General features: G+C 70.6%; 10 protein-coding genes. 2 read left to right on the forward strand and 8 right to left on the reverse strand.

What is annotated here, in order from left to right:
- Positions 1-5: 5 nt before the first annotated feature.
- Positions 6-839, forward strand: a complete 834-nt coding sequence (locus tag F4560_RS44695; protein WP_184921201.1) for an AfsR/SARP family transcriptional regulator — start codon at positions 6-8, stop codon at positions 837-839.
- Here the strand turns inward: F4560_RS44695 and F4560_RS17175 are convergent.
- Positions 725-1,834: a right-handed parallel beta-helix repeat-containing protein gene (locus F4560_RS17175; RefSeq protein WP_312869333.1), complete on the reverse strand. Its 1,110-nt coding sequence runs from the start codon at positions 1,832-1,834 to the stop codon at positions 725-727. The genes F4560_RS44695 and F4560_RS17175 overlap by 115 nt on opposite strands.
- Before the next feature lie 88 nt (positions 1,835-1,922).
- Between F4560_RS17175 and F4560_RS17180 the strand changes: the two genes are divergently transcribed.
- The gene (locus tag F4560_RS17180) at positions 1,923-3,722 is read left to right on the forward strand and encodes a S9 family peptidase (protein ID WP_184921203.1); all 1,800 of its coding nucleotides are present in this window, start codon (positions 1,923-1,925) and stop codon (positions 3,720-3,722) included.
- Between the two features lie 66 nt (positions 3,723-3,788).
- Here the strand turns inward: F4560_RS17180 and F4560_RS44700 are convergent, their stop codons facing one another.
- The 7 genes from F4560_RS44700 to F4560_RS17215 form a co-directional block, all read right to left on the reverse strand.
- On the reverse strand, positions 3,789-6,431 hold the full coding sequence (locus tag F4560_RS44700) for an endo-1,4-beta-xylanase (RefSeq protein ID WP_312869334.1): 2,643 nt from the start codon (positions 6,429-6,431) through the stop codon (positions 3,789-3,791).
- A 215-nt stretch (positions 6,432-6,646) separates the two neighbouring features.
- Positions 6,647-7,861, reverse strand: a complete 1,215-nt coding sequence (locus tag F4560_RS17190; protein ID WP_184921205.1) for a PP2C family protein-serine/threonine phosphatase — start codon at positions 7,859-7,861, stop codon at positions 6,647-6,649.
- A 158-nt stretch (positions 7,862-8,019) separates the two neighbouring features.
- A complete protein-coding gene (locus F4560_RS17195) occupies positions 8,020-8,718 on the reverse strand; it encodes an alpha/beta hydrolase (protein ID WP_184921207.1) in 699 nt (232 codons plus the stop codon).
- Positions 8,715-9,812 carry a Gfo/Idh/MocA family protein gene (locus F4560_RS46185; protein ID WP_184921209.1) on the reverse strand — a complete coding sequence of 366 codons (1,098 nt, stop codon included), beginning with the start codon at positions 9,810-9,812 and terminating at the stop codon, positions 8,715-8,717. The genes F4560_RS17195 and F4560_RS46185 overlap by 4 nt, the downstream gene beginning before the upstream one ends.
- A complete protein-coding gene (locus F4560_RS17205) occupies positions 9,809-10,552 on the reverse strand; it encodes a cupin domain-containing protein (RefSeq protein WP_184921211.1) in 744 nt (247 codons plus the stop codon). The genes F4560_RS46185 and F4560_RS17205 overlap by 4 nt, the downstream gene beginning before the upstream one ends.
- On the reverse strand, positions 10,549-11,466 hold the full coding sequence (locus F4560_RS17210; protein ID WP_184921213.1) for a DUF6807 domain-containing protein: 918 nt from the start codon (positions 11,464-11,466) through the stop codon (positions 10,549-10,551). Before F4560_RS17210 ends, F4560_RS17205 begins: the two co-directional genes overlap by 4 nt.
- On the reverse strand, positions 11,463-12,566 hold the full coding sequence (locus F4560_RS17215; protein WP_184929206.1) for a Gfo/Idh/MocA family protein: 1,104 nt from the start codon (positions 12,564-12,566) through the stop codon (positions 11,463-11,465). Before F4560_RS17215 ends, F4560_RS17210 begins: the two co-directional genes overlap by 4 nt.
- Positions 12,567-12,657: the final 91 nt, after the last annotated feature.

A 12,657-nucleotide genomic window follows, 5' to 3' on the forward strand; every position in this document is an offset into this window, starting at 1 on the left:
CCGCGGTGGGGGTTGAGGTGCGACTGCTCGGTGCGGTCGACGTGGTGGTGGACGGGGTTCCGGCGAACTTGGGGCACGCACGGCAGCGGTGCGTGCTGGCGGCGTTGGCGGTCGAGGCCAACGATCCGGTGAACTACGACAAGTTGGTGTTCCGGGTGTGGGGGGTGACGCCACCACGCCGGCCGCTCGCCGCGCTGTACAGCTACCTGCACCGGCTACGGCAGGCGCTGGCCGGTGCGGAGGGCGTGGAACTGGTGCGGCGGTCGGGTTTCTACCAGCTGGTCGTGGACCCGGAGGTGGTGGACCTGCACCGGTTCCAGCGGTTGTCCAGGGCGGCGCGTCGGGAACCGGACGACGCGAGGCGGATCGAGCTGCACGAGCAGGCGTTGGCGTTGTGGCGTGGTGAGCCGTTCGCGGGGTTGACGACCGCGTGGCTGGACGTGACGCGGGTGGCGTTGGTCCAGCACCGGCACCTCGCCGAGGTCGAGCACGTCGACGCCGCGCTGCGGTTGGGCCGGTGCCACGAGGTGGTGGCCGGCCTGATCGGGCGTGCGGCGGCGCACCCGTTCGACGAGTGCGTCACCGCGCAGCTCATGACCGCCCTGCACGGGGTCGGCCGCACGGCCGAGGCGTTCGCGGCCTACCGGCGGATGTGCCGACGCCTCGCCGAGGAGTTGGGCACTGGCCCCGGCGAGGCGTTGCGCGCCGCTCACCGGCGGCTGCTTCAGACGCCGGCGGCGACCGTCACCCCGGCTCCGGTGCGGCGCGGTGTGGTCACGCCGGTGACCAGGTTGCCGGTCGAGGTGACCACCAGCCCGGCGCCGGGTCCGCGCTGGTAGTCCAGGCCGACGCCGGACCCGTTGCCGCGCAGGGTGTTGCCGATGACGGCGAGGTTGCCGGTCCCGTAGTTCACCCGCGTCTCCAGGAACGTGCCCGTGCCGCCGGAGAAGTCGAACACCCGGTTGCCGGACACGGTCGAGGCCGCTTCGCCCTGGATCGACAGCCGGATGCCGGACTCGCCGAAGTCCTCCAGGTAGTTGTCGGCGATGGAGGACCCGAACAGCCGGTCGGCCCACAGGGCGACGCGGCCGACCCCGTACACGTGGTTGCCGCGGACGAGCCAGCCGGCGGCGTTGTCCAGGCCGATGCCGTCGGTGCCGGAGTCGGCGATCCAGTTGTCCAGCAGCTGCCAGTCCGTGACCGAGTTGCCGGTGTCCTCCACGTGCACGCCGCGTCCGCCCGAGTCGTGGATGTGGTTGCCCGCGATCCGGCCGTTGACCTGCGTGTTGGTCAACGCGACGCCGTTGGCGGACAGGTTCGTGACGCGGATGCCGTGCCGGTTCGCGTCCCGCACGGTGACGTCCTCGACCACCGACTGCCAGGACCGCAGCACGAGGGCGTCACCGGCGGTGGGGTTGGTGGACCGTTCGGCCATCAGGGTCAGCGACCGGACGGTGACCGGGTCGCCCGTCCACGGTACGTCGTCCAGGTAGGTGTCGGTGGCGAGCATTGCGTCCAGGTTCGCCCCCGGCGCCTGCCGGATGACGGCGCCACTGCGGGACGAGCCCTTCAACGTCCGGTCGCCCACGAGCCGGACCGTGCCGTCGATCAGGCAGGTGCCGGTCAACACCACCTCACCACCGGATGGGGTGCCGCTGATGGCGGCGTTGATCCTCTCGTCGTCCCCGGTGTCGTTCGAGCACACCAACGCGACCCGATCGTCCCCCCAAGCGCGCCCACTCACGAGCAGGACGCTCATCAACGCCAACACCAACGCGGACCTGGACAACGCGGTGCGCCGCGCCGCCCCCGGAAAGCTCAGCCTGCCGCTCACGAAAACCTCCCCTTGATCACCTGGATGCGCAGTGTGGGCGACCGATGTTGAGGAAAACTGGAACGGCCCACCAGCCTCAGGGGGGACCATGGCCGATTACCGCGAGTTCGCGCCGAGCCGGCGATTCCGCTCCAACGTCGCGCTGTCGCCGGACGGCGGGTTCGTGGCGTACGCCGCCAATCCCGACGGGCCGCACAACCTGTACGTGACGCCGGTTTCGGGCGGTCAGGCGCGCAGGATCACGGACTACACCGAGCACTCGGTGCGCCAGGTCGCGTGGTCGCCGGACGGCCGGAGCCTGTTGTACACGGCCGACTTCCACGGGGACGAGCAGTTCCAGCTGTACCTGGTCGACGCCGCCGGGGGCGTTCCGCGACGGCTGACCGACGCCGCCTGCCAGCACGTGCTCGGGTCGACCATCTACGAGTTCCGCGACATCTCGCCGTTCACGCCGGACGGCCGGAGCGTGGTCTACGCGGGCAACGACCGTGACGCCGCCGTGCAGGACGTGCTGGTCCAGGACCTGGAGACCGGTGTCGTCCGCCGGGTCGAGTCCGTCCCGGCCACGAGGCTGCACGCGGTGTCGGTGTCACCGGACGGCCGTTGGCTGCTCACCTCCGGCATGCACAGCATCGCCGACACCGACCTCGGGCTCGTCGACCTGCACGACCCGGACGCGCCGCTGCGGGTCGTGACGGCGCACGAGGACAAGCGGCTGCACGTCGCGGGACCGTGGACCGACTCCGGGTTCCTCCTGCTGCACAACACCGGGCGGGAGTTCCTCGCGCTGGGCTCGTACTCGCCGGCGACCGGCGTGGTCACCGAGTCGACCCCGCCGTGGGACGTCGAGCAGGTGGTGGCTTCCGGCGCGGTGCGGGCGTGGACCGTGAACGAGGACGGCCTCTCGCGGCTGTTCGTGACGCGGGACGGCGAGCCGGTGGCGTTGCCCGAGCTGCCTTCGGGTGTGATCGCCTCGCTGGCGGCGGCGGGTGATGTGCTGACGTTCCTGTTCACCACCGGCAGCCGGCCGACTGAGGTGGTCGCGCTCGACCTGGCCACGAACGAGCTGCGGCACCTGACGTCCAGCGCTCCTTCGGTGGCGTGCGTCGAGCCTCAGCTGGTGCGCTACCCGACGCACGACGGCCGCGAGGTGCCCGCGTGGCTGTACCGGCCTGACGGTGACGGCGTTCGCGGTGTGGTGCTCTCCATCCACGGCGGGCCGGAAGCCCAGGAACGGCCGCAGTACAACTACACCGGGCTCTACCAGTACCTGGTCTCGCAGGGGATCGCGGTGCTCGCGGTGCTCGCGCCGAACGTGCGCGGCTCGACCGGGTACGGCAAGACCTACCAGCGGCTGATCCTGCACGACTACGGCGGCGACGAGCTGGGCGACTTCGAGCACGCGGTCAAGTACCTGCACGGGCTGGGCTGGGTCGACCCGGCCAGGATCGGCGTGTGGGGCGGGTCGTACGGCGGTTTCGCCGCGCTGTCCTGCCTGTCCCGGCTGCCGTCGCTGTGGGCGGCGGGCGTGTCGGTCGTCGGCCCCTCGAACCTGCTCACGATGGTCCGGTCGGTGCCGGAGACGTGGCGTGCCTCGAAGGCCGAATCGGTGGGCGATCCGGACACCGAGGCCGACTTCCTGCTGGCACGGTCACCGATCACGTACGCCGACGCGATCACCGCGCCGCTGTTCGTGGTCCAGGGCGCGAATGACCCGCGCGTGGTGAAGGCGGAGAGCGATCAGATCGTCGCCGCCTTGCGGGGGCGCGGGGTCGACGTGCGCTACGACGTCTACGAGGACGAAGGACACGGCTTCGCCAACCGGGCGAACGAACTCCAGGTCATGAGTGACGTGGCCGGCTTCTTGGTGGCGCACCTGGGTGGTTGAAGACGTTGGCCGAACCGACGTGGGGAGGCCCGGATCGCCCCGGGCCTCCCCCTCGTCATCGTGCCGTCAGCCGGCGCGGCAGGTCAGGCTGGGCCAGTTCCAGTTGCCGCCGTGCTGGATGGTGAAGCCGAACGCGTTGCCGTTCCCGTTGGGACGGGCGGTCATCACGTTCCCGCTGCTGTCCCAGGTCGCGCTGGTGTTCCAGACCGCGATGATCTTCTGCGGCGGGCTCACCGTCACGGTGACGACCCAGTTGTCGGTGCCGGACACGGTCACCTGGCCGTTGAAGCGGTCACTCCACTTCGACCCCTCCGAGTAGGTCGCGGTGCAGCTTCCGCCGGGCTGGGTGGTGGTGGTGGTGGTGGTCGTCGTCGTCGTGGGGTCGGTCGGGGTCGTCGGGGTCGTCGGCGTGGTGGAGGTGGGCGGGGCGCCGTCGTTGAGGGCGTTGAGGGTGGAGGTGTAGGCGGGCTTCTTGTTGCCGGAGCCGTCGAACAGCAGCGGGGTGCCCGAAGCGCGCCACGAGTCGGTGTCGCGGATGCCCCACACGGTGATGCCGGCACAGCGGGCGACGGCGAGGCAGGCCTTCACGACCCGCTCGTAGTTCTGCGCCTGCGCGGTGCCCGAACCCTCGATGTCGAGCTCGGTGATCTGCACGTCCACGCCCAGGTTGGCGAAGTTCTGCAACGTGGTCTGGTAGTTGCCCGGCACCGGGCTCTGGCTGTTGAAGTGCGACTGCAACCCGACGCAGTCGATCGGCACACCCCGCTGCTTGAAGTCCTGCACCAACCGGTACACCGCCTGGGTCTTCGCGTGCGTCCAGTCGTCGGTGTTGTAGTCGTTGTAGCAGAGCTTCGCACCCGGATCCGCCGCCCGCGCCGCCCGGAACGCCGCCTCGATCCAGTCGTTGCCCGTGCGCTGGAGGTTCGAGTCACGACGCGCACCCGACGAACCGTCCTGGAACGCCTCGTTCACCACGTCCCACGAATGGATCTTGCCCCGGTAGTACGTCGCCACCTGCGTCACATGGTTCAACATCGCGTTGCGCAACGCCGTCCCGGACATGTTCTGCATCCAGCCCGGCTGCTGCGAATGCCACGCCAACGCATGCCCACGCACCTGCATCCCCTGCGCCCGCGCGTGGTTCACGATCCGATCCGCGTTGGCGTACGAGAACTGACCCTGCGACGGCTCCGTCGCGTCCATCTTCATCTCGTTCTCGGCCGTGACCATCTTGAACTCACGGTTCAAGATCCCCACATACGTCGAGTCACTCAACTTGTTGGCCGCGACCGCCGTGCCGAAGTAACGACCGGTCCGATTCGCTGCCGCGCCAAGGGTGGTGCCGGGGCCGGGCTGCTGCGACGTCGTCGTGGTGGTCGTCGTCGTACCCGTGGTGCTGGTGGTGGTGGTCGTCGTCGTCGACGTCGTGGTGGGGGTGGTGGTGTCGTCGGTCAGGGTGGGGGTTTGCCAGGTGCGCCACTGGGCGAGGTTGCCGGCGGCTTTGCTGGAGATGCGCATGGCGCCGGTGGCGGTGCCGGTCTTGTGGAGGAATTTCTGGATGTTCTGTTGGAGGGGGGTGCGCCATTCGGTGCGGTTGGCGCAGTGGCTGCCGTCGGAGACGTCGGACCAGTAGGTGATGTTGGCGCCGGCGCCGAGTGCCTTGTAGACCTCGGCTCCGCCGAGTGCGGCGACGCTGGCCGAGCGGGGGCCGAGGTTGGCGATGTGGGGGTTGTCCATGATGAACAGGCCGCGTGGGGCGACCATGGCGACGAGCTGGTGGGTGTCGATGGGTGCGGCGTTGGGGTTGCCGGTGTAGGAGTTGAAGGCGTCGCCGAACCAGGGTTGTTCGCCGTAGGCGCTGCTGAGGCTCTGCGCGCCTTCGCCGGGGATGCCGCGGTAGATGGGGACGCCGGCGGTGCCGGATTCGATGGGCATGGTCAGGGCGATGCGTTGGTCGAACACGCCGACGGCGAAGGCGCCTTTGCCGAAGCGGGAGCAGCCGGTGACGCCGACCGCGTCGGCCTTCAACACGTTGCCGCCGGAGGTTTCGATGACGTCGATGATGCGGCTGACGCCCCAGGCCCAGGCCATCATGATGCCGGTGCTGCTGGTGGCGCCGTAGACGCTGTAGAAGGCGCCCTGCTTGTTGTTGCGCGGGGTGCCTTCCTTGCCGACGGTGTAGGGGTCGTAGTTGATGACCGCGGCGCCGGCGGCTTTGATGGCGGCGGTGTCGGCGCCGAAGCCGCCGAGCACGACGACGGCGGGGAACGGGCCGGTGCCGCCGGGCAGTTCGACGCGGGCGGAGAAGCTGCTGCTACGCCCGTTGTGCGACACGTTGACGGTGATGTTGCTGCTTGAGACGGTGCCGGTGACGGTGGACGGCTTGGCGGGCTTGTCGCCGTAGACGTGCCGTTCCGCCAGTTCGCGGATCTCCGCCCGACGGCACCGCCAGTCCGACTTGCTCGCGATCCGCGACCCGTTCAGCTTCGTGAACGGGTCGGGCAACTGCGAGTTCGACGGGAACGAGCCCGGCAACGACACCGGGCAGTCCGCGCCCTCGTCCTCGACACCGACAGCCGCGACACCGACGTCGGCCACGGCGGAGTCCGAGTGCGCTATCGCGGTCAACGCTCCGGCGAACGTGAGCGCCGCCACCGCCAACATGACGACCGCTGAACGGATTCTCGGGCGACCGGAATTGATGATCACCAAGGCTCTCCTTTGAGACAGGGTGGGCGGCGGCACCGGTGGACGATCATGAACTGATCTCGCTTAAAGTTTCGAACCAATCAGCGAAATATGTCAAGCCCCAGACCATCGGCGACGCCGTTCACTGGTCTCATTTGGCGATCGCTGAACAGGCGAAAGGAGGGCTGCGCTGCGCGCACAGCCGTCCCAAAATGCTCGAAACTTTCGAGCTACGACTACGGAGCGGAGTTGTGCAGAACCGTCAGCAGGGCGATGTCGTCGTTCGCGGGCTGGTCGCCGACGAGCGCGGTCATGATCCGGACGCAGGCCGCTTCGGGTGGCGCCGGGGACACCGCCTGCCGGAGCAGCTCCAGCCGGTCGTCCAGGTCCACCCCCCGCCGCTCCACCAGCCCGTCGGTGTAAAGGGCGACCAGCGAGCCGGCCGGCACGTCGACGCCGACGCTCCGCCGGCCGGTGACGCCCAGGTTGTAGCCGACGGGCGGGCCGACCGGGGCGTCGACGAAGGCGGCGGGCCGGCCGGGCGCGGCGAGGACGGGCGGCAGGTGGCCGGCCAGGGCGAGATCCATGCGGGCCGTCGCCGTGTCGATGACCGCGTAGGCGACCGTGGCCATGGAGTAGTCCTCGAAGTGGCTGGCCTTCCGGTCGAGCTTGCCGAGCACCTCCGCCGGGTCGGCGAACTCCAGGGCGTAGGCGCGCAACGCGCTGCGGAGCCGGCCCATGACGATCGCGGCGGGCAGTCCGTGGCCCACGACGTCGCCGATCACCAGGCCGATGCGCCCGCCGGGGAGGGCGAACACGTCGTACCAGTCGCCGCCGACACCGCTGTCCGCGCCGGGGACGTAGCGGGCGGCCAGCTCCCAACCGTCGGTGGTGGGCAGGCGATCGGGCAGCAGGCTGTCCTGGAGCATCGCGGCGGCGGCCAGCTCGGCACGCGACCGGTGCATGCGCGCCGCCATCGCCAGCCGGTCGGCGACCAGCTGGAGCAGCTCGGTCTCCTCGTCGGTGAACCGCCGGGGCGTGGTGCTGCCCACGTGCAGCACGCCGGTGAGGTGCCCCTGGGCGACCATCGGCACGCCGAGCAGGGACCGCAGACCTCTGGCCCGCAGCAGCGGGTTGACCACCGTGGACTCGTCGACGCGCTCGATCCACACCGGCTCGCGGTGCTGGGCCACCCGCCCGGCGAAGCCCTTCCCCATCGGCACCCGCACACCCTGGACGACCTCCGCCTCCAGGCCCACGGTCGCCTTGGCCACCAGTTGCCGGCCGCCGGCGTCGATCAGGAGGACGGTGACGGTGTCGACCGCGAACAGGTCGCGCACCTGCCACAGCAGCACGTCGAAGAGCTTTTCCAGGTCGAGGTGCCGGAGGGTGCTGTCGGTGACCGTCTCCAACACGCGCAGCCGCATCTCCGAGCTCTGCGCTTCACTCATCCGTCGACCCCGTCCACCGTCCTGTCGTGCGTGCCAAGTATCAGCACGACCGAGTGACGGGTGCCATGAGCCGGTGCCGGGCAAACCACCATACCTGGACGGGTTCGGCCTTGAACGAAGCAGAGGCGCAGTACAGGCGGGGTGCGGGCGCGTTCGGCCTAGCGCACCACCAGCCAATCGGCGCACAACCCGGTCCACGCGCCCGCCGGTTCACCGACCGCGAGACCCAGGCCGTGCTTGCCGTGGGGATACACGTGCAACTCCACCGGCACGTCGTGGCGCGCAGCGGCTTCCGCGTAGCGCAGGGAGTTGACGACCGGGACGGCTTCGTCGTCGGCCGTGTGCCACAGGAACGTCGGCGGTGTCCGGGCGTCGACGTGTCGATCGACGGCCAGGGTCGCGCGGGCGGCGCTGTCGGCGTCGTCGCCGAGCAGGCGGTCACCGCAGCCCTGGTGCCCTCCGTCGGCCCCGTCGAGACTGATCACGGGGTAGCAGAGGACCGCGAAGTCCGGTCTCTCGTCGGCTGAGGACGGTTCGCCGGTGGGGTGGACGCCGGTGGCCAGCATTCCGGCGAGGTGGCCGCCGGCGGAGAAGCCCAGGACGCCGACGCGGTGTGGATCGACCTGTGCGTGCTGACGCACGTGGTGCAGGGCTTGGCGTGCGTCGAGGAGACCTGCGGGGTGGCGGTGCGGGTCGACCCGGTAGCGCAGGACGAAGGCGTGCAGACCCAGGCCGTTGAGCCACTGCGCGACGGGTTCGGCCTCGTGATCGGCGTGCCGCAGGTAAGAGCCGCCGGGCAGCACCAGCACCGCGGGACGCCGCTCGGACGTGTCGATCAGGTGCTCGGCGAGCTTCACCGAACGGACCTCGCGGCGTCGAGCCAGGGCACGCCGCTGCCGGCCATGCTGTCGTAGAACGGGTGGCCTTCGGTGATCTCGCCCTGCTCGATCGTCTTCCCGGTGAACGCGGAGGCGTAGACGGCGGCCACGAACTCCATGGTCACCCGCGTGTCCGCGGTGGAGACGGGTGGCCTGCGGCCGGCGTCCAAGGCGTCGAGGACGGCGGTGAACTGGGCGGTGTGGCCGCTCGGCGTGTCGGCGGGCCCGCTTTCCCACGCCGAGAGGACGTCCGGCGTGCCGGGGGCGGCGGTGAGGGTCCAGTCTGCGTCCGAGTACCCGTAGAGGTGCTCCAGTTCCACGGTCGCCCGCTCGAAGTCGAAGCGCAGTTGGCTGGTCTGGCGCGGCGAGATCACCGAGTTGACCACGGTGGCCAGCGCTCCCGACTCGAACCGGACCAGCGCGGCGGACACGTCCTCGGTGTCGGTCGGCCGGGCCTGGCGGGCGGCGACGGCGGTGACGCTGGTCCACTGGCCCAGGATCGACAGCAGCAGGTCGAACTGGTGGATGCCGTGGCCCATCGTCGGCCCGCCGCCCTCCAGCTCCCACTTGCCCCGCCACGGCACCGCGAAGTAGTCGTCGTCGCGGAACCACAGCGTGTGCGCCGACGCCACCAGCGGCCGACCCAGCACGCCCTCGGCCAGCAAGCGGCGCAACCGGACCGCCCCGGAGCCGAACCTGTGCTGGAACACGGTGGCCACGGGCACCCCGGCCTCGGCCTCGGCGGCACGCAGCCGGTCGAACTCGGCCAGCGACAGCACCGGAGGCTTCTCCACCACGGGCGACGCGCCGGCCGCCAGGCACTCCAGCGCCAAGGCCAGGTGGGAACCGGGCGGCGTGCAGAGGTGGACCAGGTCGGGCCGCTGGGCTTCGAGCAGCTCGGTCAGGCTCGCGTAGGCCGGCACGTCCCACGCCGCGCCGAAGGCCGCTGCCCGGTCGGGCTGCACGTCGACCGCGCCGACGAGCCGGGCGCGGCCGGCCGACTGGACGACCGCTTCGGCGTGCGCGGCGGCGATCGCGCCCGTGCCGACGATCGCGCAGGTGTAGGTGGTCACGAAGAGTGCTCCTTGTCGGCTACGGCTTGATCGACGGCGTAGGGGCGAAGGCGTCCGCACATGCCGAACGCCCGTTCCGGTGCGGGTTCGGGCGCCTGGAACACGGCTGCCCGTTCGAGGTGCCCGGCGACGCCCACGGTCAGGTCGCTGGTCATGGCCAGGCCGGTCTCGGCCCGGCTGAGCGGGCCGTCGCGCACGATCGCCGGCCAGCGTGCGGCACGGTCTTGGACCAGGGCCGCGGCGGCAGCGTAGAACTCCCGCAGCGGCTCCTGGTCTCCGGCGCGGATCGCGTCACGGATGCGGGTGAAACCCTCCACCGCGAGGTCGCGCCGCTTGCGGGCGTCGGCGGCGCGTTCGGCCTCCGTCGTCCGGGGCGGCAGGGTCGCGGCGGCGCGGTAGCGGTCCGGGTCTGCGACGACGTCGGGCGGGAACGTCATGACGGCGTCACCGGCTTCGGGCAGGCCGGCGTTGTCCATCAGGACGATGACCTGGAGGTCGCCGTGGTTGACGGCCCGGTGGATGGTGCCGGGGGTGAACCAGACGACCGTCCCGTGACCCAGTGCGATCTCACGGCAGCCGTCGAGGTTCACCGTGTGCAGTTCGCCCTTCCCGCCGACGACCACGTAGCACTCGGTCGAGGCCAGGTGCACGTGCGGGCTGCCGCCGACGACACCGTCCGGTGCGGCGTCGTCGTAGATGTCGAGGAACGACAACGAGGTCCCGCCCGGGAACGTGCTCACGAGGCGTCCGCGCGGCGCAGCACGTCGCACACGGAGTCGGCCAGGGCCGTCGCGTCCGCCACGCCACCGTCGGCCACGCCCGTGCCGTACCGGAACCGCACGGTGTCACCGTCGGCGACGGCCAGTTCTTCGCTGAAGAACGGCGCCGGGTTCAGGCAGGCGAAGTCCTCGGTCCGGGCGAACCAGCGCGGCGGGTGGTGCGGGTTGGCCGAGTGGTCGACCATGAGCACCAGGGACTCCGCGTCGTCGCCGTCGTGACGGCCCGCGAAGGCCATCCACTCGGCCCGTTGGCCACGCAGTTCCTCGCCGCCGACGCCGTCGGACGTGACCAGGCTCCCGCCGGTGAACGAACGCGGGCCGCGCCAGAACAACCCGCCGTAACCGGCGTTCTCCCGGCCGCGCGTGGTCGGCGAGCCGAACGCGATCTCGTGGCCGGAGGTGTTGGTCATGGTGGTGTCGAAGGTAAGCGCCCACGCCGCGTCGGACAGCAGCGTGGCGGTGATCGTGCGGCGCTCGGTGATGATCGTGTGCCCGGCTTGGGTGATCCAGTCCAGCTCGTGGGAGAACCAGGCGGTCTCCCCCTCGGCGCCGATGTCGACCACACGGCGGTGCTGCTGGGTGCCGTTGTTGTCCAGCTGCACGTAGGACTGCCCGTGGACGTAGGTCGGGCCGCCCCAGAAGTTCTCGTCGCCGACGTTCGGCAGCGACCAGGCGATGCCCTTGTGCCACACGTGGTCGTGCGGCCGGAACAGGCTCACCAGCCGTCCGGCCCGGGTGTGGATCGGGTGCAGGAACGGCTTGGGCGACTCCAGGAGCGGGGTGTCGGGCACGTAGGTGTAGCGGACGAGGTCGACCTCGCCGTCGCCGATGGTCAGCGACGACCCGACGTCGTGCCGGACCTCGATGGCGCTCACAGTGACAGCTCCGGGACCTCGACCCAGCGGCGCTGGGCGGACGACTCCAGGCCGAGTTCGGCCAGGTTGATGCCCCGCGCGCCGGACATCAGGTCGTGCACGTGCGGGCGGCCGGCCAGCACGTCGCGCAGGTACTCCTCCCACTGGACCTTGAAGCCGTTGTCGAAGTCGGCGTTGTCGGGGATCTCCGACCACCCGGCGCGGAAGTCCTCCGGCACGGCCAGGTCGGGGTTCCACACCGGCTTCGGCGTGTTCGACCGGTGCTGGGCGACGCAGCGGCGCAGGCCCGCGACGGCGCTGCCCTCCGTGCCGTCGACCTGGAACTCCACCAGCTCGTCCCGGTGGACGCGCACGCACCAGGACGAGTTGATCTGCGCGACGATCCCGCCGTCGAGCTCGAACGTGGCGTAGGTGGCGTCGTCGGCGGTGGCGTCGTAGGGCGCGCCGGACTCGTCCCAGCGGCGCGGCACGTGCGTGACCGCCTTGGCGGACACGCCCCTGACCTTGCCAAACAGGTTCTCCAGCACGTAGTTCCAGTGGCAGAGCATGTCCACGGCGATGCCGCCGCCGTCCTCGGCGCGGTAGTTCCAGCTCGGCCGCTGCGCGGGCTGGAGGTCGCCCTCGAACACCCAGTAGCCGAACTCGCCGCGCACGGACAGGACCTGGCCGAAGAACCCGCTCTCGACCAGGCGGCGCAGCTTCAGCAGGCCGGGCAGGTAGAGCTTGTCGTGCACCACACCCGCGACGATGCCGGCTTCCTGCGCCCGGCGGGCCAGCGCGAGCGCGCCTTCGACGGTGGTGGCCGTGGGCTTCTCGGTGTAGATGTGCTTGCCGGCGTCGATCGCGGCGGTCAGCGCCTTCTCGCGGGTGGCGGTGATCTGGGCGTCGAAGTAGACCGACACCTCGTCGTCGGCGAGCACCGCGTCCAGGTCCGTGCTCCAGCGCTTGACGTCGTGGCGCTCGGCGATGTCGCGCAGCTTGGCCTCGTTGCGGCCCAGCAGGACCGGTTCGACCTGGACGCGCCGGCCGTCGGGCAGCGCGAGCCCGCCCTCGTCCCGGATGGCGAGGATGGACCGGACCAGGTGCTGGCGGTAACCCATCCGGCCGGTCACACCGTTGAGCGCGATGACGATCTTGTCCACCCGGGAACTCCCTCTGGATCTGCGGCTTGGAAAGCGCTTTCCAAGCAGT

Source organism: Saccharothrix ecbatanensis (assembly GCF_014205015.1).
Taxonomy (GTDB): domain Bacteria; phylum Actinomycetota; class Actinomycetes; order Mycobacteriales; family Pseudonocardiaceae; genus Actinosynnema; species Actinosynnema ecbatanense.